Source organism: Brevefilum fermentans (assembly GCF_900184705.1).
Lineage (GTDB): Bacteria > Chloroflexota > Anaerolineae > Anaerolineales > Anaerolineaceae > Brevifilum > Brevifilum fermentans.
The window spans coordinates 354,387-379,428 of sequence record NZ_LT859958.1 but is presented as its reverse complement, the minus strand read 5'-3'; the positions used below and the strand labels follow the sequence as shown (position 1 = coordinate 379,428).

Genomic DNA, 25,042 nt, shown 5'->3' with positions numbered 1-25,042 from the left:
TAGGCATTCTCAGGTTACTGGCGCCTTACTGATTTTTCATACTTTCCCACAGGATTAGAGGAAAAATCCCTGCGAGATTTCAATCCGCAGGGATTTGTTGATGTTATTGATCAAAGCGTGTTTTGGCTGCCAGGGCTAAGGCGCCCCAGGGCCGTAATAAGAGGGGTCGGTTGGCGTGCGCCCGCTGGTATCGTGCACCCAGACGTAATCACCTTCATTTGCCCACAGAAACATCCAGTGCGCATCCCCGGGGGAGAGGTTGACGCAGCCATGCGAACCCACATAGCCAAAATTTGTGCGCCAGTATGCGGTATGAATGGCGCGAGCTTCGTCATAATACATCTGCCAGGGGACATCTTGAAACAAGTAGTAATCGGAACGGTCCGCTTCAAAGGAGCCAAGCATGTCAGCCAGCTCCTTTTTTTCGTAAATGGTGAAGAGACCTGGCTTTGTATAGAAGGGCTCCCAGCCCGAGGTCATCAAGGTGGCAAACAGCAATTGCCCGTCTTCGTAAACCATTGCGGTCTGCTGAAACAGATCCAGTTCAATCCAGCGATTAGTATTGACGCCTTCAGGTGGATCTGGCCTTAAGATCACTACGCCTGAAACATGGCTGTTGATCCATTCACCGGGCGCAATTTGATACCACAAATAGCCTTCTGCTTCCACAGTGTCAAAGACCTGGAACAAGCTGTGCTTACTGTAAACAACACCGGTTTTTGGGGCATTAAACGAAGGTGCGACGTAGCTTTCGCTTTCTGTGATCATCCAGCCAAAATTATTCTTTGGATTTTCATAGAACTCTAACCCCTGAAATCTCGGGTATGCTGCTGGGGCAGCGCGAGTCCATTCGCCTGAAGCCAGCTTAACATAATGGGTTCCATCGACATCGTCTCTGCGTTCAATATAGCTGACAAAACGCATCCGACCGGCTTCGATAAAGCGGATCGGGTTCGTTCCGGTTCGGGCGTCTTCAAAACTGGCGTAAATTGGGGCAGGTTCGTCTTCGGGAATATTGATCTGGGCGATAAACACAGGCATGACCCCCATTTCGGAAGGGGGTGTGGCGGCTGGCAATCCCCTGGGCGGGTAGGTAAAACCGGCTGCCTTCAGTTCAGCGATGACCTGGGCAGGTCCGAGCATCAGGCAGGTCCCGTCATCCGGCATGCCGGGCAGGCATAGCGGCTGTTCAAAATAAGCGGAGCCGGATGCGTCGACTGCACGATGCACATTGCCCAGCATCAAGCTGAGGAGGATCATCAGCAGGGTAACCCGTAGAATTCTTTTCATCTTTCCTCAATCGGTTTTCAAGGGTTATTATTGTACTATTTTTAATATCTTTTGAGTCGTTTGGAGTTGAGTGGGCGATGCGGACAGTGTGGAGGAGTTGAGGGCTGCACTTTAACCAATAAAAATCCGAAAAGAGCCAATCCGCGGGAGATTTGCTGAGCGGACGATTGATTTGCGAAACGTGGGCTTAAACCCGCAGTTCACCTTCAAAGATGATCACGGCTGAGCCCCTGATCATAACCCGCGCTCCTTCCAGGCGCACATGAAGCATTCCCCCGCGCGGAGAAGCCTGATAAGCCGAAAATGCATTCTTTTTCAATTTTTCAGCCCAAAAGGGCGCTAACAGGCAGTGTGCTGAACCAGTGACGGGGTCTTCAGGGATGCCAAGCTGGGGAGCGAAAAAACGCGAGACGAAGTCAAAAGCCGGGTCCTGGCTGCGAGCGGTGATGATCACCTCAGGCATGGGCAATTTTTCGATGGCAGCGATGTCTGGCGTAATTTTGCGGATGAGGGTTTCGTCTTCGGCTTCAAACAGGTAATAATTTCCGGAAAAGACAGCATCACAGGGTCTAAACCCCAATGCCCGGTCGACATGGCTTTCGTATGAAAAACGCCGATACGTCATGGCTGGAAAATCCAGTTCAATTTCGCCATCCACCCAGCGGGCTAACAGGTCACCGCTGAGGGTTTTGAAGCAGATGGGCTCATTGCGCAGGGCAGGCTCGCGATCAAACAGCACCTTGGCGGCTGCCAGCGTGGCATGCCCGCACAGGTTCACTTCCTGTTTTGGGGTGAACCAGCGCAGTCGCCAGCCGCCCCGTCCCGGGGAGACAAACGCCGTCTCGGACAGGTTCATCTCCCTGGCTACGCCCTTCATCCATCCAACGTGTGCCTTGTGTGAAAGCAAGCACACGCCGGCAGGGTTGCCTTTGAAGGGTTCAGCGGTAAATGCATCGACCTGATAAAGAATGGGGCGCATCGTTCCTCCTTCATGGGGTGGTAAAGTGGGTTCAGGATGTTGGTCAGGCGATTTGTCGGCATCATTGGCTTATGGATTAATCTTCTAAGACAGCACTGACCGGTGAGCGTATTTATGATAAACTAAATACGAGTCGCCATTAATGACCTGGTTATCCATAAAAATCATACTATATTATTAATTCCGCACATCAACCGGAGGCTGTCACCATGAATCAAGAAACCCAACAAACCGGGCTGGCATATAAGATCAAAACCCCAGAGAATCTTTCGCCGCGCATTCAGTGGCTGAGGGACTATTATTTTTCAGGCGTGCAGCGACCCTGGAACAACGAGGCTACGTCCTGGACCACCGGCACCCCCTGGGATTTTCAGTATGAAGAGTTCAACTTCTATATTGTCCCGGAAACCTATACATTCTTTCCGACATTTCGCGGCGCCTTCAAGCAGGTCGCCCGCCCGATAGACCTGCATCCTGATTTCTGGAAGTGGTCCATTGCTGAACGGAAAGCCTGGTTTTTGAAGGAGGTGATGGTCAAGCATCTTCCTCATGAGATTCTGCCAGGGGATCTGATCGCCGGGGGGCGGTTTAACGTTCAAACCTCCACCTGCCTGGATGAGAAACAGGCAAAAGCCTACCTGGACACGATTGAAGGAAAGCACTCTCTCCGCCAGGCGATCTTTGATTTTCACAACCATGGGTATGGCAACACGGGCTGCACCAACGGTCATCTTATCCCGGATTATCCACGGGTGATTGAGGAGGGATTTGTTGGTATTCACCGCGAACTGCAGGGTTTTTATAACGCCCTCTCAAAGAAGGATAAGCAAGGACCGAAAGGCGCACAATTAAAAGCCATGCTGACCGCCGCCACCCTGCCGCGTGACCTGTCTGCAAAATACCGGGATCAATGCCTGGCTCTGGCAGAGTTGGAACCGGATGCCCAGCGGGAAAATGAATTAAAACAGATGGCAGAAAACCTGAATATGGTTCCCTGGGAACCACCACAGACCTTCTGGCAGGCAGTACAGGCGCTCTGGCTGACTCACATGCTGGTGATGGCTGATGAAAATTACCCCGGCGCGGGCACCTCCTTTGGCAGGATTGATCAGTACCTTTACCCGCTGTGGCAGAAATCACTGGATGAGGGCATGGAACGCGAGTTCGGCAAGGAAATTCTGAAATGCTTCTGGATCCATGCCAATACAGCCTATGACTTCATGATCCGCACGGGCGGGAACCAGGGCATCACGGCGGGGTATGGGCAATTGCTCACCATCGGCGGGCTGGGACCCAACGGCGAGGACATGACCAACGACCTGACCTATGCCATCCTGGAAGTGATCGATGAGATGTCGCCAATTCTGGAGCCCAAGCCCAATGTCCGCCTGCATCGCAGAACGCCTGAGCCTTTGATGGATAAAGTCGTGGAGATGGTGGCAAAGAGCCAGGGAGCGCCTTTTTTGCTGAATTTCGATGAACGCTCGATGGCGGGGATGCTCTTACAAGCCAGGCAGGGCGGGATTGAGCACCTGATCAACGAAGACAATGTGCACGATTATGCCCCGGTCGGCTGCCTGGAAAACACCATGTGCGGTAATGACCGCTCGGGCACGGTGGATTGCAACCTGAACTTGCTCAAAGCGGTTGAACTGGCGCTGACGGGTGGGTATGACATGCATCCCTACACCGACCCGATGACCTGGATCACCGACCCCCAGGTCAGGTCGGGTCCCGATACCGGCGATCCGTCCCGTTTCGAAACCTTCGAGGATTTCTGGCAGGCCTATGAACAGCAAACCGCGTTTATCATCCAGAAGATCGTCAACCTGTACGATCGCGCGGAAACCCTGCGCGCCACCTATTCGCCTTCGCCCTATCTTTCCACACTGGTACGTGGCTGTGCGGAACAGGCAAGGGACGTGAACCAGGGCGGTCCGCAGATCCGCTTTGTGACCATCGAGGCGGTCACCTTTGCCAGTACAGTGGATTCGCTGCTGGCGATCAAGTACCTGGTGTTTGATCAGAAGGCGTGCACCTGGGCTGAGCTGATCCAGGCTTTGCGAGATAACTGGGAAGGACATGCGGTGTTGCAGGCTATGGCGATCAACAAAGCGCCCAAATATGGGCGTGACGATGACGAGGCGGATGCCATGGCGCTGCGCGTGATGGAAACCTGGACCAAATTCACCTGGAAGCATCGCACCAGCATAACAGATCGCCAGTTCAGACCGGGCATGTTGAGCTGGAATTACTGGATTGCGGACGCGGATATTTTGCCAGCCAGCCCCGATGGGCGTAAGAAAGGTCAATTCCTTTCAAATGCGATCTGTCCGGTCAACGGCGTGGACATCCATGGACCCACCGCCAACGCCAACTCCGTAGGCAAGGCGCTGGGCGGAAAGTCTTCGAATGGCGGAGGCGATTGGGAGGGATATATCAACCTGCTGCCCAACGGCGCCAGTCACACCATGACCTTCAGCCCCTCACTGCTCAGGGACGAATCACACAAGGCAAAATTTAAAGCATTTCTGCGCGGCTATGCAGAAAATGGCGGTACCGCGCTGCAGATCAACATCCTTGATGCAAATATCCTGCGCGAGGCGCAGAAAAATCCTCAGGATTACAAACACCTGCTGGTTCGGGTGACGGGCTACAATGCCTATTTCACCACCATCGGCAAGGAATTGCAGGACGAGATCATCGCCCGTGAATCGCACCGGATGTAAACCCGGGTATCTATGACCGCAATTCAACACACTTCGGATGACAATATGAGCCAATTCATCCCCAGGCGGGACCCCGATGAGCCCAACACCGCCCTGATTCTGCACCTGCAACGGCTGTCTACCGAGGATGGACCGGGAATCCGCACCACGATCTTCTTCAAGGGCTGTCCCCTTTCGTGCTTGTGGTGCCATAACCCGGAATCGATTGCCACGTATACCCAGGTGCACTGGATCGAAACACGCTGCATTGGCTGTTCCATCTGCCTGGAGGTTTGCCCTAACGGCGCTCTCGACCGGTCCCCACAGGGGATGATCCGGGTTGACCGGGAAAAATGCCAGGGCTGTGGCGTGTGCACTGAAAACTGTCCCTCAACTGCGCTGGAAATGCTCGGCGAGCAGGTGACGCTGGAGGATCTGGTGGTTGAATTGCTAAAAGATCGGGCTTACTTTGAAGCCAGCGGCGGAGGGGTCACCGCTTCGGGCGGCGAGCCCACCCTGCAAGCCGGCTTCGTTTCCCGTCTGTTTGCACGGCTGCAAGCTGAAGGCATTCACACCGCCCTCGACACCTGCGGTGCCTGTTCGCCAAGGGCTCTGGAGGCTATCCTGCCGCATACCGATCTGGTTCTGTATGACCTTAAGTTGATGGATTCAGAAGCACATCGCCGGTATACGGGATTGGGGAACGAGGTTATCCTGACCAATCTTACCCACATCACCAACCGCATCCGGAGCGAAAACCTAAAAACCCGCCTGTGGATCCGCACTCCCTTGATCCCCGACATCACCACAAACGAAGAAAACCTGGCTGCGATCGCCCATTACCTGGACCAAAACCTCAACGAGCTGGTGGATCGCTGGGAGTTGTGCGCGTTCAACAACCTGTGCCGGGACAAATACCGCCGCCTGGATATCCCCTGGTATTTTGAAGCCACACCGCTCATGCCGCAATCGGCCCTGGATTGCTGCGAAAAGGCAGCCAAGGACAGCGCCTTTGACCCCGAACGCGTTTTTGTGACCGGTGCTGCCAGCAGCACCTGAACCCGCACCCTGATATGCTGAAAGGACCTTTGATGACATACCAACCTTACCGCTCAAACCATCTTTCACCGGCTGAAATTGACGCCTTTGAACCGATCATGAAAATCGGTCTGGTGGCTACGATCACCCCCGAGGGGTTGCCGCATATCACCATGCTATCTTCGCTCAAAGCCTCGGATGAGAGCACGCTCATCTGGGGGCAATTTACTGAGGGGACCAGCTCTGACAATGTCGTCAACAACCCGAAAATTGGCTGGCTGGTGATGACACTCAATAAGGACTTATGGCGTGGCACGGGGAATTTCACCCACACAGCCACCAGCGGGGTTGATTTTGACGCTTACAACAATACGCCCATGTTTCGCTATAATGCATATTTCGGCATTCACACGGTGTATTATGTGGACCTGATTGCCCATACCGGCAAACAACCGCTGGCAATGGGTGCCATAATTGGGGCGGCAATAAAAACCATGCTTGCCAAACCGTTTTTACGAAAAAAAGGCGCCCCGGTGATGAATCCCTGGACGATGGCGTTATTCAACAAGCTGGATAACCTGAAATTCCTGGCATATATTGCCGAAGACGGCTACCCGATCATCATCCCGGTGATTCAAGCCCAGGCGGCGGGCAGTCAGCACCTGATCTTCAGCCTGGGAGCGTTCACCGATGAATTGAAGGCCATCCCCGCTGGCGTACCGATGGCTCTGTTCGGGCTGTGTTTGGATATGACCGATGTGCTGACGCGCGGTGTTTATCAGGGTCTGCGCTGGGTTGGGCTGCAGCGCTGCGGCGTGATGAAGGTGGATTGGGTCTATAACCCCATGCCACCCGTTCCGCAGCAAATCTATCCGCCATTGCCGTTAAGTCCAGTGCGGGATTTTTAAGCTCGGCGGGTTTGGCAAGGTCGTGATGGGGAATAGACTCCGAGCCGATGGGAAAAGATGTGGCATGCAGGATGCTCTGTAATTCCAGGTGTGACGTAAAATAAGGGTCGCTTGAGAGAAACAAAACCGGGAGCCATGTGGGCTCCCGGAGAATTTTTTTAATTGGATTTTGGTTTTAGTAACGCAAAATTGCGCTGATCTTTCCGTGCTGCTCCAGGGTTGGATCATGCGTCAACACTTTTACATCGGCGTTATTTCTGATAGCCTCGCGAACAGCCATTTCAACTGCGTCATCAATGCGCTGAAAATGCCCATTACAGAAGGGACAGGTTTTCACCTCCTGTACGGAGAGATAGCCACAGCCATCACAGCGATAGCCGGCTTGAGCGAAATCATCCAATACCAGCAGGGTTTTCACTCTGCCTTCACGGATGGCGTTCAGGGTGTCGATCAAGCCGATAACGCCGTTGCTGCCCTTGGCAGCCAGTGTGATGGACTGCTTGACCAGTGCCTGGTTCACCTTTTCATTGACATCTAAAACCTTTTGGCTGGCTTGTTCCAACACCTCCAGATAACCGGCGCTCATGCCGATTGGAAATTCTCCCACAACGAGTGACTGCCAGGCTTTGGGTAATTCCTGTTTAAACCGGGCAATGTTTTCTTCCGAACCACCAATCAAGATACGCCGAATAGCATTGTGTTTAAAAAACTCGATCGCGGATTCGATAATGGTTTTGATATTACGCTCGATGGTGCTTTCCACCTTGTCGCTTGCGTCGGAGCTGCTTCCCCTTCCGAACATAGTATCTCCACCGCCGCGTTTGGTTTGTTTGACGGGGTCGCCCATCACGCCAGTGCTTTCGTCCAAAATTCCCAGGTTAAAAGAAAACAGACGAGCGCCCTGTTTATCGACCAGTACCACGCCCCAGCCCATAAAAGTGTCCATTAACTGAACCAGGGGGCGAATAATCGGTCGGTGGCTGACAAGGATTTTGTTAGGCAAAGAGATGTTGAACTGGTAAGTTTTGAAAAAATCCCCGCGTTGGTCTGAAAACATAGCCACCCCTTTCGCAGACCAATCGTACTCCAGGTTGATATACTGCTCAACAGCCTGAACGTCCTCTGGCTGGTCGACCGTCCTTAACAGGTTGCGAAGTTGGATTTTTGCAGCTTCAGCCTGCACCTCAGTTGGATTGGTGTTCAGGTAAACGCTCAGAACACCGTCCTGGGACGAATAATCCAAAAGTTCCTTCAGGTCTTTTTCGGAAATCATGATTGCCTCCATCAGTATTGTTGGTTATCGTGTGGGATGTTGATCATCGCGATCAACCTGCTTATTAATTCTATCAAATCCGCAGAAAATAATCAAAACTTCCTTTAGGAGAGTTGAAACCAATTGGATTTGAACAAGGAGACTGTGAAATAATGAGAATTTCAATTCTCACACACTCAAGTGCCTGAATTCGCACAGCAACCACCACAGAGCTTACCTGCAGCGGTTGCTGTGTATTGATTATGGTGCGCTGGATGGGCGTTTACCCAGGGTGATGGTAATCGTCTTCTCCTCACCATTGCGCAAGATGACCATGTCCATTGTTTCACCCGGATTTTTATTGAGCATCAAATAGCTGAGCAGATCGCTGAATTCAAGAACGTCCACATTGTCCACGCGGATAATTAAATCTCCACCGGCGTACAAACCGGCAACCTGTGTGGCCTGGCTGCCAGCCTTCAAACCAGCCTTATCAGCGGGTCCGCCGGGCACGACATCGAGAACATAAGCACCATTCGCCGTCGGCAAACCCAGGAGCTCAGCATTTGCGAGGGTTAAGGATTCTAAGCTGGACAACCCCAAATAGGGGTAATCAAAGGTCAAGCCTTTTTTAAGGGTCGGCACCACTCGTTTTACGATATTGGATGAGACCGCAAAACCAATGCCTGTATTGGATGATGTGCTGAAGATGCCGTTACCGCTTGTTCGCAGGGCGCGGTTAATCCCGATCACCTCACCGTTGAGGTTTAAGAGGGGTCCGCCTGAATTGCCCGGGTTAATGCTGGCATCGGTCTGGATCAAATCGCCGGCTGTAAAGAAAGCGCCACCTTCGGTTTGCCGAATGGATTCCAGGGTTCTACCCCGAGCGGAGACGATCCCCACCGTCATTGTGCCGCTTAATCCGAATGGATTCCCGATGGCAACCACCGTCTGACCAACTCGCAGTTGATCTGAATCACCCAGGGGCAAAGGGTGCAGGTCGTCCGGGTCGACATCAACTTTGATTACCGCCAGGTCCGAATCCAGGTCAACGCCGATCACCTCGCCGTAGACTTTAAGCCCGCTCGGGAAATGGACCTCAACCTCCCGCGCGACTTCGACCACATGGTAATTCGTCACAATATGCCCCTCCTGGTCGATCACAAAACCCGATCCGAGCCCAGACCCCAGATCAGAATATACCTGGATGGATACCACACCCGGACTGACGGACTCATACAATTGGACCAGGTTGTCTTGTAAGAGCACAGAATCGGGGATCACCCATGTGTTTGGTGGGATGATTTCCTCTATCGTGGGGGGTTCAATATGGATTTCCGGGAATTTATCATCCAACTCCGTGTTAAGCGTGAAGGATGTGGTCACTCCAGGGATGGCGCAAGCCAAAGTCGACACAATGACCAAGCCAATAATAAGCCAGATTTTTAATTTCATCGTGTTCATCGTCTTCTCCTTTTTTTTTGATGTTATCTCAAAAATGTAAAATTTTTCTAAACAAAAATTAAAAATTACATTTATTTTTTCTCAGGAATTCTTCTTCGATGTTTTCAAACCGGCTGGCAATGAAGATGTTGAATTGGCGGAATTGGTACGCCTTTTCCTGAGGGTTGGCAGGATTTAGAGGACTATCCCCGTTCAATTGAGGGTTAGTGGATATTTTCAACCTGGATTATAATAATGGAGAATAATATGATCGAGGTCTATTTTATTGATTGATGAGTGATCAACCCATCTTGACGCTTAAAACGGTTTATGCTACTATCGTATTAAAAGATTTTTCAAATAATTATTGCCCTTTCAAACACGATTGACCTGCGAAAGTGATGTTTCAATGAAGAAAAAGATCTTTATTCTAATGATTAGTATTGTTTTTTCAGCTCTGTTGCTGTCTGGTTGTAAAATGCCAGCCTCAAAAGCCCCGGAACTCTCTGATGATGACCTCAAGACCACGCCCATCGTCATCGTTACCAGTCCGTCCGGCGGACTTACAGGCGGTGTCCCTCCCGTCACCGGAACAGTAGAGCCGGGGTATCCTTTAGAGGCAGAACAACCCACCGAAGATTTTTTCAGCCCAACCGCAACCCTGGCGCCCACGATCATGGTGCCAACGCTCACCCGGCCTGAAGAATACACCCTGCGCGAGGGTGAATTTCCATTCTGCATTGCGCGGCGATTTGATTTGGATCCGGCTGCCCTTCTCAACCTGAACAACCTGAGCCCCGACACCCTCGTGGCTCCGGGGACGGTATTGAAGATTCCCCAGACGGGCAGTTGGGGAGAAGGAGACCGCTCGCTGCAACCTCACCCAACCACACATACCATAAGTGCAGGTGAGACGATTTTTTCGATTGCTTGTTCGTATGGATCGGTTTCACCAGAGGCGATCATTGTTGTCAACGGGCTGGAAGAACCTTATCATCTGACAGCAGGTCAGACGCTTGAGATCCCCTGATCTTCAAGATGTGATTTCTGTCTCATCACGATTTTAAATCGCTGCGTTTGTGGATTGTCAAAACGTAGCGGTTTTTTCTGCCAGTGCATCAAAGCTTTTAACAACCACCGTCAGTCAAAGGAGCCCAATGAATCATCAAGAACTTTATCGAGAAAAACTTTATTCCGGACCTATTTTTGACCTTGCCAAAGTGCGTATGCGCCTGCCAAGCGGTCGTGAACGAGACTACGACTTGGTCGAGCACGGCAATTCGGTGACGATCGTTCCCGTCGATGCATCAGGACAGGTTTATTTCGTCGACCAGCACCGGGTGGGATCAAATTCGATGTTGCTTGAACTACCTGCCGGTATGCTGGATGCAGGCGAAGACCCCCTGGAAGGTGCCAGGCGAGAAATTCGCGAAGAGATCGGCATGGATGCTGAGCAGATCATCCCCCTGGGAGGTTTTTACCTGGCGGCAGGTTATTCCGATGAATATTTGTTTGCCTACCTGGCGAAGGGCTTGTTTGCGTCGCCCCTGGATCCCGATGAAGATGAATTTATCAATTTGGTCACCATGCCTGCGGAAGCGGCACTTGAAAAAGCGTTTGCAGGCGAATTTCATGATGGAAAAACCCTGGCTGCACTTTTTTTGGCGATGCCGTATATCAAATCCAATGAGAAATAAGGGCAATCACTTTGACAGATCATTGCCAACGTTCAGCCAGGAATCCGCTTTTCGGGTTAGTGAATGTGACAGGTTGCATTAACAAAGGGGAAAGAAATTACATCAACAAGCGACGTAAACCGGTTATACTTAATGGTTGGATAATACCAGGAACATCTCTATGGTTTTTAACGCCTTGAGTAAAACCGGATGATTAAAAAAATAACTGACAAAATTCTAAAAACAATCAAAAAGGAGGTTTGTTTATGACACGACAAATGGTAATGACCGATGCCAATGAAGCCACGGCATGGGTTGCGTATCGATTGAACGAAGTCATTGCGATTTACCCAATTACGCCTTCATCGGGTATGGGCGAATTCGCCGATGAATGGGCTGCCGAGGGCATTAAAAACATCTGGGGAACCGTCCCGGATGTGACGGAAATGCAATCGGAGGGTGGCGCTGCAGGTGCCGTACACGGAGCGCTGCAAGCAGGGGGGCTGACCACCACCTTCACCGCCTCTCAGGGCTTGCTCTTGATGATCCCCAATATGTATAAAATCGCCGGAGAGCTGACTTCAACCGTGTTCAATGTGTCTGCCCGTTCCATTGCTGCCCAGGCGTTATCGATCTTTGGCGACCATTCCGATATTTCCGCAGTACGGTCAACCGGTTTTGCATTGCTGGCCAGCGATTCTGTGCAGCAAGCGCAGGACATGGCATTGATCGCCCAGGCAGCCACCCTGCGTAGCCGAGTTCCCTTCCTGCACTTCTTTGACGGCTTCCGCAGCTCTCACGAGATCAACAAAATTGAACGGCTGGATGAGGATGACCTGCGGGCGCTGATTGACGATGAACTGGTGGCACAGCACCGGAGGCGCGCCCTTTCGCCCGATCGCCCGGTTTTGCGCGGTACGGCCCAAAACCCCGATGTTTTCTTCCAGGGCCGCGAAACCGTCAATCCTTTTTATGCAAAAACTCCCGATATTGTCCAGGAGGTGATGGATCAATTTGCTGAACGAGTCGGGCGTTCTTACCACCTGTTTGACTATGTTGGCTCTCCTGATGCTGAGAAAGTGATCGTTGTGATGGCGTCTGGCGTTGAAACTGCACAGGAGACGGCGAAAGCATTAATCGATGCCGGCGAGAAGGTTGGCGTGATAGCCGTCAGGCTTTATCGGCCTTTCTCTACCAAGCATCTGATGCAAGCGCTTCCCAGCACCGTCAAGGTGATTGCAGTGCTCGACCGAACCAAGGAACCGGGTGCTGGCGGAGAACCCCTCTACCTGGATGTGGTCAACGCTGTCAAAGAAGGTTTTGATTTGGGACTGGCGCCCTTTAAAACCCTGCCCAGGGTCATTGGCGGTCGTTATGGGCTTTCTTCCAAGGAATTTACGCCTGCGATGGTCAAAGGCATTTTCGATGAAATGGATAAGGAAACGCCTAAGAACCACTTCACCGTTGGCATCATCGATGATGTCGGTCACACCAACCTGGATTGGGACCCAACTTACGAAATCCTGAAACGAGATGTGATCCAGGCGATGTTCTTTGGCCTTGGCGCTGATGGAACCGTAAGCGCCAACAAGAACTCCATCAAAATCATTGGCGAAGAAACTGAGAACTTTGCCCAGGGCTATTTCCAATACGATTCCAAGAAGTCGGGTGCCGTCACCGTATCGCATCTGCGCTTTGGACCAGAACCAATCAGAGCCCCGTACCTGATTGCAGAGAATGAAGCTTCCTTCGTCGCATGTCATCAATTCAGCTTCCTTGAGAAATATGACATGCTTAAATACGCCCGACCGAAAGGCATTTTCTTGCTGAACAGCCTGTTTGGACCGGACGAGATTTGGGATCAACTACCTGCCAAGGTACAGGAAGCCCTGATTAAGAAAGACCTGCAATTTTACATCATCGATGCGTACGATGTCGCCAATAAAACCAATATGGGTCAGCGCATCAATACCATCATGCAGACCTGCTTCTTCGCGATCAGCGGCATTTTGCCCCGGGAGCAGGCGATTGATCATATTAAGAAATCCATCGAAGAAACCTACGGGAAGCGCGGTGAAGCCGTTATCAAACAAAACTTCTTAGCCGTGGACAGCGCCCTGGAGAATATGTACAAGGTCGAAATCCCCGACAAAGTCACCAGCACTATTCCCATGAAACCAGCGGTACCGCCAGAAGCGCCAGAATATGTGCGTGAAGTGCTGGGCAAGATCATCGATCGCGATGGAGACAACGTGCGGGTGAGTGAGATGCCCGTGGATGGCACTTTCCCCACAGCGACGACCCAATGGGAAAAACGCAACGTTGCTCTCGAGATCCCGGTTTGGGAACCGGACCTGTGTATCCAATGCGGCAAGTGCGCTTTTGTGTGCCCGCATGCTGCCATCCGTACAAAGGTTTACCAGGATTCTTACCTGGCTGAAACCCCCGAGACCTTCAAACACACCAATGCCAAGTTCAGGGAGTTCCGTGATGGGTGGGCTTTCACTGTCCAGGTCGCGCCTGAAGACTGCACCGGGTGTGGATTGTGCGTGGAAAACTGCCCCGCCAAAGATAAAGAGAATCCCAGCCGCAAGGCGATCAACATGGCGCCCCAACCACCGATCCGCGAGCAGGAAGCTGAAAACTGGGCTTTCTTCAGCTCAATTCCCTACCCGGATCGCAAGAGCTTCTCGCCACACACCGTCAAGAACTCCCAGCTTTTGGAACCCCTGTTTGAGTTCTCAGGTGCTTGTGCAGGCTGTGGTGAAACGCCTTACCTGCGCCTGGTGACGCAATTGTTTGGTGATCGCATGGTGGTGGCTAACGCCACCGGCTGTTCATCGATTTATGGCGCCAACCTGCCCACCACCCCTTACGCGGTCAATGCGGATGGTCGTGGACCGGCCTGGTCGAACTCGCTGTTCGAGGACAACGCCGAATTTGGTCTGGGTATGCGCCTGACGATTGACAAATTCATTGAATATGGGCATGAGCTGCTGGAGAGACTGGCCGACCAGGTCGGACGTGACCTGGTTGATGCGATTATCAACGCCAGCCAGAAAACTGAAGAAGAACTGGAAGCACAGCGAGGGCGCGTTGAGCAGCTTAAAAGCATCTTAGAAAAATTAGACCTGCCTGAAGCCCGCAACTTGCTCTCGATTGCTGATTACCTGGTGCGTAAGAGCGTATGGATCATTGGCGGCGATGGCTGGGCTTATGATATCGGCTATGGCGGTCTGGATCATGTTTTGGCTTCCGGCCGCGATGTCAACATCCTCGTGCTGGATACCGAAGTTTATTCCAACACGGGCGGTCAGTCATCTAAGGCGACTCCTCGGGCTGCTGTGGCGAAATTTGCCGCTAACGGCAAGAATCTTCCCAAAAAGGATCTGGGCATGATGGCGATGTCTTATGGGTATGCCTATGTGGCTCGCATTGCCATGGGTGCTAACGACAGGCAGACCCTGCAGGCTTTACGCGAAGCAGAAGCGTATCCAGGACCGTCATTGATCATTGCCTACAGCCACTGTATTGCCCATGGAATCAATATGCGCCTGGGTCTTCAACAGCAAGAACTGGCTGTCAAGTCCGGTGTGTGGCCGATTTACCGCTACAACCCGGAATTAGGCGCACAGGGCGAAAACCCATTGATCATTGATGCCAAGGAGCCCACAATTCCAGTTGAGGATTACGCATACAATGAGACCCGCTATCGCATGCTCCTGCAGAGCAATGAGGCGCGCGCAGAACAGTTGATGATCAACGCCAAGCAGGATGCTGCCAGCCGCTGGACGCTTTACCAGCAAATGGCGGATATGCACTACAAGAAACCCGATGCTGAAACTGAAGAATAAGCGGCAGCTTTAGTTTGGCAGCGAAAACCAGTATAATAAATGGTGATGAACCCGGGTTCATCACCATTTTTGGATAATATTTGGATCATCAATTGATACATTTCGGAGGAAAGATGACAGATTTAAAAACACATTACCTGGGACTTGAGCTTAAAAACCCGTTGGTGGCAGCGGCTTCCGGGCTTTCAAAAAAGGTGAGCACTGTGAAAAAGATGGAAGATGCCGGAATCAGCGCCGTGGTCTTATATTCCTTGTTTGAGGAGCAAATCACTCACGACAGCCTGGCTTTTAATTATTTTATGGAACACGGCACAGAACGCTTTGCTGAATCGCTGAGTTATTTTCCCAACCTTGATCGTTATAATGTGAGTCCGGATGAATATTTGGAAAAAATCCGACAAAATAAAGAGGCTGTCGATATCCCCATCATCGCCAGTTTAAACGGTGTATCGAATTCGGGCTGGGTGGAATATGCGCAAAAGATGGTGCAGGCAGGGGCAGATGCCCTGGAATTAAACACCTATTATCTACCCACAAACAGCGACATGAAATCTGTGGAGCTGGAAGATAACCTGATTGAACTGGTGAAGGCGGTGTGCACCCATGTGCAAATTCCCGTTTCCGTGAAATTGAGCCCTTATTACACGGCTCTACCCAACCTGGCGTGTCGTCTTGCCGACGCTGGCGCGCAGGGCCTGGTGCTGTTCAACCGGTTCATTCAACCTGATATTGATATTGAAGAGATGGAAGTGGACCCGACCTTGAACCTTTCAACATCGGCGGAATTGCTGTTGCCCTTGCGCTGGACGGCAATCCTTTTTGGCCAGGTGAAAGCTGACCTTGCGCTGACCTCAGGCGTTCATACCGGTGTTGACCTGATCAAAGCGGTAATGGCTGGCGCCAATGTGGCTATGGTGGCATCAGAGTTTGTTGCCAATGGCGTCGGTCGGGCGACTGAAATGTTGGCAGAGATGTCCACCTGGATGAGCGCCTATGACCACCCCTCCGTTGAACGGATGCGCGGCAGCATGAGCCAGAAACATGTTAAAAATCCTGCAGTTTTTGAGCGCGCCAATTACATGAAGGCTTTGCAGTCCTTCGATAACAAAATGCCGTGAGGCCTCGCGCGTGAGTATCGCATATCCAAATTCATAGGGATTGTCCGGCATCTACAGAAAATCGAGCCCAAGAAATTTGGGCTCGATTTTCTTTTCCCCAGGGAAAAGGGTAGCCTGCATTATTTTCGGGTCAGTCCCTTTGTTCTGCTGGCTTATGGCTGCCGACTGTATTTTTGAATAAGCGCTTTCTGATTGGGAAACAAGTCCGGCAAGTGATCTGCCGGGAAAAACCCGAACTCAGACACCTCAACCGATGGTGTGAACTTCACCTCACCGACAATTTCAGCTAAATAAATCAGTGTAATCCTCCGGTGTTTTTCTGACATCGTCGTATCAAGCAACTTGATGACCTGGATTTCAAGCCCCGATTCCTCAAACACCTCTCTTTGAATGGCGCTTTGTGGGTGTTCACCTCTTTTTAAATAACCACCTGGCAATCCCCAGGTGTAATCCTGGCGATAGGGGTGGTTGAATAATAAACACGCATTTTCTGCATTGAAGATCAGGGCATCGACAGAAACCAGGAATTTCGGATTGCCGATCCAGACCATTGCAGCACGCACAAACTTCGGAAGGGGGAGGACCTTCCATAACCAGAATAAAACAGCTTTATTCACCTTGCTTCACGCTTGATATTGGATATCGCAGATTCAACCACCTCACCAGATCCAGGGGATCAATCGATAGCGGATTTCTTTCGTATAGCGCTTGTAGCCCGGGAGCTTTTCTTGCAGGAATTGATCTTCTAAGAAGGTTCGCAGGAAGATGATGATCGATAATAAAAAAGCCGGTAGCAGAGCCCACCAGGAATCCAGCAGGAAAGGGATTGATAGATAGGTAACCAGTGCGCCGACGTACCCGGGGTGACGCACCCAACGATAGGGCCCGGAATTGATCACATGATGCCCATGTTCTACCTGGATGCGCACCAAGCCGGAAAAATACTGGTTAACGATCAATGCGTAAGCTCCCAATGCGTAGCCACCCAGCACCAGGATGATGGCGATGATTTTTATAACCAATCCAAACTGCGCCGATGGTCCCCAACGCATATCAAACCCTGCTGCCACGAGGATCAGGACACCTCCCCATGCGGATAGGGGCGAGAGGTATTGGTCCCAGGGTTCCGGGTTGGGATTTTGCAGATATTGTCCGCGTTCAACCAGCAATTCGGGATGGCGTCGTCCAGCCAGGTAGCGGCTGACCACAAAACCCACGAAACTGATGGCTGCGTACACCCACGCTTCCCACCAGCTCCACCGCCAGGAGATCAGCAACGGCAGCAATGGCGCAACCACGATAAATACCAGCAGCATGATCATCATGCGGAGCGTTATAATTTTTGTGTTGTCCTCCATTTTGACCTCCTTTACCTGCCTGCGTGAACCGAACAGGTAAATCCTGATCGCGCCTCGATGCCCACTCTGGCGGCAGGATGCAGACATTGCCTGCTCACCGCTTGTATCCCCTGTTCAGGATTCATTTAACTGCAAAATGAATTGCTGGAAGGGCTGGATGATCTCTGGCAGTGAATATTCCGTCAGGCTGCCATCCTCCCCAAAATTGAAACTGCTGAAAACACCATCGCCGTACAGCATCTCGACGTCATACTCCCCGGATAGCGGGCTTTCGGTGATGCTGATGGTACAGCCTTCCAGTTCCTTGCGGCTGAGGTTTGCCAGCAAAATTAAGACCTGGTCGTCCTCTACCCGCAGGATCGGATACAACTGTTGGCAGCTCGCTGTGAAGGGCAGGTATGCGCCTGTACGTAGCGCCGAGTATTGATTGCGCAGGTGCACCAGAGTCCGGTACTGGTGGAGCAGCGAATCAGGGGCGGTGTCCTGGGCGGCTACGTTGACTTGCGCATAATCCTGGTTGACAGGCTCCCAGGGGGTTCCGCTGGTGAAGCCTGCGCCTGGTCCTCCGGTCCATTGCATCGGCGTTCGCAGCAGCTCATCCGGCTTATTGCCCGCCATCCCGATTTCTTCACCGTAGTAGATAAAGGGCACGCCCGGTCCGGTCAGATAGACAAATGCCGCCACATGGGCTTTATTGGCATTGCCTTCAAAAAACGACATAACCCGCTGCTGGTCATGGTTGGAAAGAAAGGTACTGAAATCGCCCTCCGGGAAAAAGCTCTGGATGTCCTGGTACGAGGTGATGATCCGCCTGGGGTTGGGGACGTAAACACCGTTGATGATGTCTTCAGCCAGGTCAAACATGAACAGGGAGTCCATCCCATCACCATAACGAGCTGTGACCTGCAGATCGGTCCACACCTCGCCCACGGTGAACGCCGATGGATTGATCGCTTTGTAAAAAGCCCGCCAATCTTCAAACCACTGGATGGTCTGTTTGGTATCCTGCTGGGAAACGCCATCCGCATACAGATAGCGGGCGGCATCCACCCGAAAACCATGCACGCCGACTTCTTCCAGCCAGAATTTGGTAATGCTCATTATTTCATCGCTGACGGCAGGATTATCAAAATTGAGGTCAGGCATGCCGCCCCAAAAGATGCCATAATAATACAGGTTGTTGACAGAATTTCGGTGCCAGGCATTCTGAAACCATGGGCCGGGAATCTGCGGGTGTTCAGCCGACCAGACATACCAATCGTGGAACTCCGAGGTCGGATCCTGGGCAGCCTGGAACCAGGGGTGCTGTGTGGAAGTGTGGTTGATCACCAGGTCGATGATGATCTTGATGCCGCGTTTTTCTGCCTCGGCCAATAGCTGCTTGAAATCATCCATCGTGCCGTAGTCTGGGTTGACGCTGTAATAATCCATCACGTCATAACCGTGGTAGGAGGGAGAAGGATTGATCGGCATCAGCCAGATGCCCTGGATGCCTAAATCGTCATGGGTGTTGGGGTCTCCGTCGTTTAGATAATCCAATTGCTGGATAATGCCCTGGAAATCACCGATACCGTCACCATCGCTGTCTTTAAAGCTGCGCACAAAGATCTCATAGAAGACAATATCACGCCACCACGCCTGTGGTTCAGGATCCGGTGGGGGTTCCGTGTGGGTGGGCGTTGGATTTAGAGTCGGCTGTGATGTTGGCTCTGGCAAGGCTGTGGAGTGACAGCCAGCGCAGCCGATCACAACAAGGGTCAATAACAAAAAGAGTATTCGTACAGATATTTTCATTGCTGCTCTCATGATTAACGGTGTGTGCATTAATTGACTGAGTCGCTATGATTATAACCCTTCAGTCCTTGCGGCACGAATCAAAATTCGCTTAAAGCGATCACCCCCGGCCGGCGTTACCAGGGGTGTAGAAAATTTCAAGTTTTGAGGATTCGGTTGTTCTTGGTCTACTATAAATCGATTATAGCACAAAATTTTTAAAAAGCGATGCAATTCCTTAAGTTGACTACGAATTGATAGCGTCGGCAGAACAGGACCAATGGCTCAACAGCCGTTAAAAGAAAATACTCCTCGACCAGGACTCGAACCTGGAACCTAACGGTTAACAGCCGCTCGCTCTGCCAATTGAGCTATCGAGGAAGGCGTAAAGAATTATACGGAATAGCAGTGCAAGTGTCAAGCCGTTTGGAAGAGTGAAATGGCGCTGTCATACCTGCCAGGCTTGTCATTACATTTGCTGTGGCAGCTCTGGTTATCCAAGCCCAGCCAATGGGGAGCAGTATCAGGGTATCGTTGTTAACCGTCAACATCACGCGCCTCTTCCCCTCCCATCAAAAACCAATTATAATTTGTCAAATGAATTTTTAGCGACAGTTGACACAGAACTTGGTAGAATTAGCCAAAGACCTTCAAGCACGTTGGCTAACTGAGTGTCATCGTGAAATTTTAAAAAGGAGAAGAACATGATCAAAAAGCACTATCCGCTGATATTAATCATCACCATGCTGCTGATCGCCACCCTGGCTTGCAGCCTTGGCGGGAAGAAGAGCCCCAAACTGGGTGAGACTTACCGTTCCGAAGCAGGAGGTTACTCTCTGCAACAGGTGCCCGGTTATGATTTTGAAGAATTTTGGGGCATGACGATGATGTCGCCGACTGATGCCGACGAAAGATTTGGACCCATGATTATGGCTTATGGTTTGCCAAATGACGATAATTTAAGCCTCCAGGGTTTAATGGACGAGATGACACAACAAGATGATGAGGTCTCTGCCGAGTACAGTAAACCCAAAAAGACCAAGGTCGGTGGCGTAGAAGGGTTGCTGGTCGAGTTTAAAGGCATCGAAGATGGGCAAAAACTGAAGGGTAAATTATTTGTGGCTTTGCCTTATCCTGAGCAGACATTCTACATGACGGTACTGTCACCTGAAGATCGGTGGAAAGAAATCGAGCCGATATATGATGCTGTGCTCAAATCGGTGAGCTTTTTTGAGGCTGACTTAACGGATCTCGATTTCGATTTAGAAGACTTCGAATTTGATTTAGAAGACTTCGAATTTGAGGAGGAAATAGAGGGGTTCGATGAAACCCTGGAGGACATCCTGGTTCCCTCAACGCAAGTCATTCGGCAATGGGCTGTACTGGCTGAAGCCAGCTCTGAATACTCCTCGGATGATTATTCTGCCCTGCAGGCTACGGGTGCTCCCGACGTTGATTACTGCGAAGAAAACCCTCTGGCCTGGGCACCCCTGTCAGGAGATACCGAAGAATATCTTGTTCTGTACTATGACGTTCCGGTTATCCCAACGGAATTGGTGATCATTCAATCTCATAACCCCTCACAGGTGGTTGAAATCCAGTTCATCGATACCGATGGTGAAACCTGGACGTTATGGTATGGAGAACCGGAACGGATATCAACCTGCCCGGATGAGTGGACGCATACCATCGAATTAGATGAGGTTTTTTATACCGACACCGTGGTCATCTGGGTTGATCAAAGCGTGTTGGGCCTGGGCTGGGCAGAAATTGATGCGGTTGAACTGGTTGGCTACCCGATGGGGTCGACCAGCACGACCGTTCAGGAAGAACCTGAAGTTCAGATTCCATCGTTGCTGGACATCCCTGAGAATTTCAGCGGTTTGATGGCAGGACCGGTTTACCAGGGTTATGCAAGCATTGTCATCGGCGAAACCAAAGAAGCAGACCTGGACCGGATAATGACCATTGCGGGCCGCGAGAGCACTGATTCTTGGAAGCCGCGGGAATCCCACAAGCAAACCTACCTGTACGATATGCCCTGGTCGGGGATGACGGCTTATATCAGCGTCACCGTGGATGGCGTAGTTTACAAAAAGAACGTCACAAGCGGCAAATATCCGGATGATTATGCCCTCCCAACGGTCAATAATGAGAATTACGAGATTTTGAAGGGAATTTATGACCGCGACAAGGTCATTCCTTATGAGGTGATGGCCAACCTGCTCCAATCCCCCGGGTTTATACGCGAACAATGGTTGCGTGAGGATGATGGAAAAATCGTCAGCACCTATTTCTGGCACAGTGCTGATGGATATGTTCTCAGTGGCATCTTCTACGACGGGTTGCTGACCGGGATGGCAGGATTGTCCTACTATCAGCCTTAACGAGTTTGGCAAAACTGGAAAGAAAAAATCAGGGCTCGGAATGATCCGAGCCCTGATTTTACTATTCACTATTCACTATTCCTTATTCAACACTCTCTGTTCGCAATAACAACGGCGAATGCCCTTGACCGAAGGTCTCAAGACGTGAGTTGTGAGTAAGGAAACAGGAAGTTGAAATCGGGGTTTTGGATATTGTGTACTGTGGATGCTGCTCCGCTCTGGAGACGGTCGCAATCAAGGGATGACAATCGGCTATCAAAGGTACGTAGCAGTCTGTGATAGCGGTGCCTATGGATACAGCACGGTATTGAGTATCTACTTTCCGCTAATCCTTCGGTAAATACAAAAACAGCCAACAGGGTGCGCAAAAAACATGCGCACTCTGTGTTGGCGCTCGGGTTGAATCTAAAACCTGAATGTGCTAGAATTGTTTCACCATAACGCATAAACATCATGGCAGGAGTAGTAAGCCATCCGCCAGCGAGCCGGGAAACGGTGTGAACCCGGCAGGTGTAACGGAGCGCCCCAGGCTGAACTCGCCTTGCCGGTCCCTTACCGGGGCAGATGGCGCTGGTGAACCCGAGTAGTCAGCGACGATCACCGCTCGTTAGCGCGGCCCAAGCTGCCCGGCCTTGATAGAGCGCCGGGAAGCAGGGTGGTACCGCGGAGTTAATCGCTTCGTCCCTGTTCGGACGGAGTTTTTGTTTTAAATGCAAACATCGTGAACAATGATGATGATTTTTATCGAGGAGAAGATCATGCCAGACCCAACTAGCATACCCATGTATAAACCAGCACAGATTGAGCCTAAATGGCAGGAACGCTGGGAGCGAGACGGTCTTTACCACGCCGATATCGACCCGCACCGACCCAAGTTTTATGCGCTGACCATGTGGCCTTATCCTTCAGGTGATCTGCACATCGGGCACTGGTACGCCATGAGCCCTTCGGATGCCCGCGCCCGCTTCAAGCGCATGCAGGGCTATAACGTGATGTTCCCGATGGGTTTTGACGCTTTTGGGTTGCCCGCGGAAAATGCCGCAATCCAGCACGGGATTCACCCCCAGCAGTGGACCTCACAAAACATTGAAGTGATGCGCCAACAGCTTAAGTCGATGGGCGCCATGATCGACTGGCGGCGGGAGGCAACCTCTTCAGACCCCAGTTATTATCACTGGACACAGTGGTTCTTTATCCAGTTTTACAAAAATAACCTGGCTTATCAAAAAGAGGCACAGGTTGATTTCTGCCCGCATTGCAACACCACCCTGGCGCGCGAACAGGTCCACGGCGATGACCGCCACTGCGAGCGCTGCGGCACACCGGTGATCAAGAAAAACCTGGTGCAGTGGTTCTTTCGCATCACCAATTACGCCGATGAATTGCTGGATTTTTCAACCATCGACTGGCCCGAACAGGTTCAGACCCTGCAGACCAACTGGATCAACCGCTCGGAGGGTGCCGCGGTCGTGTTTAAGACTGAAAATGGCGATGAGATTGAGGTTTTCACCACCCGACCGGACACCCTGTGGGGAGCAACCTTCATGGTGCTGGCGCCGGAACATCCCCTGGTGAAAAAGCTCACCACACCCGAGCAGGCGCAGGCTGTGGCGGAATACCGCGCCCAGGCGGAGCGCATGGGCGAAATCCAGCGCGAAACGGCTGACCGTGAAAAGACCGGTGTGTTCACCGGCGGATACGCGATCAACCCGGTTAACGGTGAAAGGATCCCGGTGTGGACAGCGGATTATGTGATGATGGGTTATGGCACCGGCGCGATCATGGCGGTGCCCGCCCATGATCAACGCGACTTTGAATTTGCCCGCAAGTACAACTTGCCCGTCGTCGTGGTCATCCAGCCCCCGGATGAACACCCCCTCGTCGCAGATGAGATGACCATGGCTGTCCCTGCCGTGGGTGAAATGGTCAACTCCGGACCGCTGACGGGAACGCCCGGCGATGTCGCCTTTCAGCGGGCAATTGCTTATATTGAGGAAAAGGGCGTCGGTCATGGTGCGGTGAGCTATCGGCTGCGGGATTGGTTGATCTCGCGCCAGCGTTATTGGGGCGCGCCAATTCCCATCATTCACTGTTCGCACTGCGGCGCCGTGCCCGTCCCTGAAGCCGAACTGCCAGTTGAACTGCCGATGGATGTAGAGTGGCTCCCCACCGGCGAGAGTCCGCTCAAACTGCATCCCACCTGGCGCTTCACCACCTGCCCGCAATGCGGCGGCGCTGCCGAACGCGAGACCGACACCATGGACACCTTCATGTGTTCCAGCTGGTACCATCTGCGCTACCTGAGCCCGCATTATGATCAATATCCCTTTGATCCCGAGGAATACGACTACTGGATGCCGGTGGATACCTACACCGGTGGGATCGAACATGCGACCATGCATCTGATTTACACGCGGTTTTTCCACAAAGCCTGCCGCGACCTGGGTATCACCCGCAGCGCCGAGCCCATGATGCAACTCCGCAACCAGGGGATGGTGCTGGGTGAGGACCATGAAAAGATGTCTAAAAGCCGGGGCAATGTGGTCGCCCCGGATGACCTGGTGGCTGCCTATGGCGCGGATACCGTGCGTGCTTATCTGATGTTCTTTGCCCGCTGGGAACTGGGCGCACCCTGGAATAGCAGCGGGATTGAGGGCAGCATCCGCTGGCTGCGAAAAGTCTGGTTCACCCTGCTGGAACCGTCAGAGGTTGGGAAACGCCCCGGCGAAGAAGATTTACGTAAGCTGCGGCGGAAAGCCCATCAGACTCTGGCCTCCGTCACCCATGACTTTGAGAATCTCAACTTTAATACCATTGTTTCGAGTTTGATGGAGTTGAACAATGAAATGATGCTGGCAAAGGGGGCGGGCGCCTTTGGAACCGAGGCCTGGAAAGAGGCAGAAAGCCTGTACCTGCGAATGTTGGCTCCCGTCTGTCCGCACATCGCTGAGGAACTGTGGGAGCGCACCGGTCATGACTATTCGGTGCACCTGCAGCCCTGGCCGGAGGTTGATGCAGAAGCTGCCAGGGAAGACGAAATCACCCTGGTCGTCCAGGTGAATGGCAAGTTGCGCGACCGGCTGATCGTTCCGGTTTCAATCAGTGAGGCGGATGCAAAGACAGCAGCCCTGGAAAGCGACGCAGTCCAGGTTTACCTGCAGGGTAAGCCACCCAAAAAGGTGATCTATGTGCCTGGCAAGCTGGTCAATATTGTTGTGTGAATGGGATATCGCGGTCTGTCATCAACGCTTGAGGTTG

16 protein-coding genes and 1 tRNA gene are annotated in these 25,042 nt (G+C 51.9%); 9 read left to right on the top strand and 8 right to left on the bottom strand.

Features of this window, described 5'->3' with window-relative positions; translation table 11 throughout:
* Positions 1-135 precede the first annotated feature (135 nt).
* Both CFX1CAM_RS01655 and CFX1CAM_RS01650 read right to left on the bottom strand, forming a co-directional pair.
* A complete protein-coding gene (locus CFX1CAM_RS01655) occupies positions 136-1,290 on the bottom strand; it encodes a L,D-transpeptidase (RefSeq protein ID WP_087861339.1) in 1,155 nt (384 codons plus the stop codon).
* Between the two features lie 187 nt (positions 1,291-1,477).
* A complete protein-coding gene (locus CFX1CAM_RS01650; RefSeq protein ID WP_087861338.1) occupies positions 1,478-2,269 on the bottom strand; it encodes a PhzF family phenazine biosynthesis protein in 792 nt (263 codons plus the stop codon).
* Positions 2,270-2,478: 209 nt separating this feature from the next.
* On the opposite strand from CFX1CAM_RS01650, the gene CFX1CAM_RS01645 reads away from it, so the two are divergent.
* Genes CFX1CAM_RS01645 through CFX1CAM_RS01635 form a run of 3 tightly spaced genes read left to right on the top strand, consistent with a single transcriptional unit; the run spans position 2,479 to position 6,923 of the window.
* Positions 2,479-4,998, top strand: a complete 2,520-nt coding sequence (locus CFX1CAM_RS01645; RefSeq protein ID WP_087861337.1) for a pyruvate formate lyase family protein — start codon at positions 2,479-2,481, stop codon at positions 4,996-4,998.
* A 45-nt stretch (positions 4,999-5,043) separates the two neighbouring features.
* A complete protein-coding gene (locus CFX1CAM_RS01640; protein WP_162287642.1) occupies positions 5,044-6,036 on the top strand; it encodes a glycyl-radical enzyme activating protein in 993 nt (330 codons plus the stop codon).
* A 32-nt stretch (positions 6,037-6,068) separates the two neighbouring features.
* Positions 6,069-6,923 carry a pyridoxamine 5'-phosphate oxidase family protein gene (locus tag CFX1CAM_RS01635; RefSeq protein ID WP_087861335.1) on the top strand — a complete coding sequence of 285 codons (855 nt, stop codon included), beginning with the start codon at positions 6,069-6,071 and terminating at the stop codon, positions 6,921-6,923.
* A gap of 175 nt (positions 6,924-7,098) precedes the next feature.
* Here the strand turns inward: CFX1CAM_RS01635 and CFX1CAM_RS01630 are convergent, their stop codons facing one another.
* Together CFX1CAM_RS01630 and CFX1CAM_RS01625 are read right to left on the bottom strand one after the other, a co-directional pair.
* Positions 7,099-8,196 (bottom strand): baeRF10 domain-containing protein, encoded by a 1,098-nt coding sequence (locus CFX1CAM_RS01630; protein ID WP_087861334.1) that lies wholly within the window; start codon positions 8,194-8,196, stop codon positions 7,099-7,101.
* Between the two features lie 240 nt (positions 8,197-8,436).
* Positions 8,437-9,639 (bottom strand): S1C family serine protease, encoded by a 1,203-nt coding sequence (locus tag CFX1CAM_RS01625; RefSeq protein ID WP_087861333.1) that lies wholly within the window; start codon positions 9,637-9,639, stop codon positions 8,437-8,439.
* A gap of 457 nt (positions 9,640-10,096) precedes the next feature.
* Between CFX1CAM_RS01625 and CFX1CAM_RS01620 the strand changes: the two genes are divergently transcribed.
* The 4 genes from CFX1CAM_RS01620 to CFX1CAM_RS01605 all read left to right on the top strand — a co-directional run bounded on the left by CFX1CAM_RS01620 (position 10,097) and on the right by CFX1CAM_RS01605 (position 16,266).
* On the top strand, positions 10,097-10,648 hold the full coding sequence (locus tag CFX1CAM_RS01620; protein WP_162287641.1) for a LysM peptidoglycan-binding domain-containing protein: 552 nt from the start codon (positions 10,097-10,099) through the stop codon (positions 10,646-10,648).
* A 127-nt stretch (positions 10,649-10,775) separates the two neighbouring features.
* A complete protein-coding gene (locus CFX1CAM_RS01615; RefSeq protein ID WP_087861331.1) occupies positions 10,776-11,315 on the top strand; it encodes an NUDIX hydrolase in 540 nt (179 codons plus the stop codon).
* 245 nt (positions 11,316-11,560) lie between these two features.
* On the top strand, positions 11,561-15,148 hold the full coding sequence (nifJ, locus tag CFX1CAM_RS01610) for a pyruvate:ferredoxin (flavodoxin) oxidoreductase (RefSeq protein WP_087861330.1): 3,588 nt from the start codon (positions 11,561-11,563) through the stop codon (positions 15,146-15,148).
* Positions 15,149-15,261: 113 nt separating this feature from the next.
* Entirely contained in the window at positions 15,262-16,266 is a 1,005-nt protein-coding gene (locus CFX1CAM_RS01605; protein ID WP_087861329.1) for a dihydroorotate dehydrogenase-like protein, read from the top strand.
* A gap of 152 nt (positions 16,267-16,418) precedes the next feature.
* Here CFX1CAM_RS01605 and CFX1CAM_RS01600 read toward each other — a convergent pair whose 3' ends face one another.
* The 4 genes from CFX1CAM_RS01600 to CFX1CAM_RS01585 form a co-directional block, all read right to left on the bottom strand.
* Positions 16,419-16,883 carry an NUDIX hydrolase gene (locus CFX1CAM_RS01600; RefSeq protein WP_157891639.1) on the bottom strand — a complete coding sequence of 155 codons (465 nt, stop codon included), beginning with the start codon at positions 16,881-16,883 and terminating at the stop codon, positions 16,419-16,421.
* Positions 16,884-16,925: 42 nt separating this feature from the next.
* On the bottom strand, positions 16,926-17,624 hold the full coding sequence (locus CFX1CAM_RS01595; RefSeq protein ID WP_157891638.1) for a methyltransferase family protein: 699 nt from the start codon (positions 17,622-17,624) through the stop codon (positions 16,926-16,928).
* A gap of 114 nt (positions 17,625-17,738) precedes the next feature.
* Entirely contained in the window at positions 17,739-19,418 is a 1,680-nt protein-coding gene (locus CFX1CAM_RS01590) for an alpha-amylase family glycosyl hydrolase (protein WP_157891637.1), read from the bottom strand.
* Between the two features lie 287 nt (positions 19,419-19,705).
* Positions 19,706-19,778: transfer RNA gene (locus CFX1CAM_RS01585), tRNA-Asn, on the bottom strand.
* 323 nt (positions 19,779-20,101) lie between these two features.
* On the opposite strand from CFX1CAM_RS01585, the gene CFX1CAM_RS01580 reads away from it, so the two are divergent.
* Both CFX1CAM_RS01580 and leuS read left to right on the top strand, forming a co-directional pair.
* A complete protein-coding gene (locus CFX1CAM_RS01580) occupies positions 20,102-21,784 on the top strand; it encodes a hypothetical protein (protein WP_087861325.1) in 1,683 nt (560 codons plus the stop codon).
* Positions 21,785-22,542: 758 nt separating this feature from the next.
* Positions 22,543-25,005, top strand: coding sequence for a leucine--tRNA ligase (leuS, locus tag CFX1CAM_RS01575; protein ID WP_231940997.1), 2,463 nt, complete (start codon positions 22,543-22,545; stop codon positions 25,003-25,005).
* Positions 25,006-25,042 lie beyond the last annotated feature (37 nt).

What these genes read in the sequence shown, in the direction of transcription:
- CFX1CAM_RS01655 (WP_087861339.1), bottom strand. Translation starts at nt 1,290, where the DNA reads ATGAAAAGAATTCTACGGGTTACCCTGCTGATGATCCTCCTCAGCTTG.
- CFX1CAM_RS01650 (WP_087861338.1), bottom strand. Translation starts at nt 2,269, where the DNA reads ATGCGCCCCATTCTTTATCAGGTCGATGCATTTACCGCTGAACCCTTC.
- CFX1CAM_RS01645 (WP_087861337.1), top strand. Translation starts at nt 2,479, where the DNA reads ATGAATCAAGAAACCCAACAAACCGGGCTGGCATATAAGATCAAAACC.
- CFX1CAM_RS01640 (WP_162287642.1), top strand. Translation starts at nt 5,044, where the DNA reads ATGAGCCAATTCATCCCCAGGCGGGACCCCGATGAGCCCAACACCGCC.
- CFX1CAM_RS01635 (WP_087861335.1), top strand. Translation starts at nt 6,069, where the DNA reads ATGACATACCAACCTTACCGCTCAAACCATCTTTCACCGGCTGAAATT.
- CFX1CAM_RS01630 (WP_087861334.1), bottom strand. Translation starts at nt 8,196, where the DNA reads ATGATTTCCGAAAAAGACCTGAAGGAACTTTTGGATTATTCGTCCCAG.
- CFX1CAM_RS01625 (WP_087861333.1), bottom strand. Translation starts at nt 9,639, where the DNA reads ATGAACACGATGAAATTAAAAATCTGGCTTATTATTGGCTTGGTCATT.
- CFX1CAM_RS01620 (WP_162287641.1), top strand. Translation starts at nt 10,097, where the DNA reads ATGCCAGCCTCAAAAGCCCCGGAACTCTCTGATGATGACCTCAAGACC.
- CFX1CAM_RS01615 (WP_087861331.1), top strand. Translation starts at nt 10,776, where the DNA reads ATGAATCATCAAGAACTTTATCGAGAAAAACTTTATTCCGGACCTATT.
- nifJ (WP_087861330.1), top strand. Translation starts at nt 11,561, where the DNA reads ATGACACGACAAATGGTAATGACCGATGCCAATGAAGCCACGGCATGG.
- CFX1CAM_RS01605 (WP_087861329.1), top strand. Translation starts at nt 15,262, where the DNA reads ATGACAGATTTAAAAACACATTACCTGGGACTTGAGCTTAAAAACCCG.
- CFX1CAM_RS01595 (WP_157891638.1), bottom strand. Translation starts at nt 17,624, where the DNA reads ATGGAGGACAACACAAAAATTATAACGCTCCGCATGATGATCATGCTG.
- CFX1CAM_RS01590 (WP_157891637.1), bottom strand. Translation starts at nt 19,418, where the DNA reads ATGAAAATATCTGTACGAATACTCTTTTTGTTATTGACCCTTGTTGTG.
- CFX1CAM_RS01580 (WP_087861325.1), top strand. Translation starts at nt 20,102, where the DNA reads ATGATCAAAAAGCACTATCCGCTGATATTAATCATCACCATGCTGCTG.
- leuS (WP_231940997.1), top strand. Translation starts at nt 22,543, where the DNA reads ATGCCAGACCCAACTAGCATACCCATGTATAAACCAGCACAGATTGAG.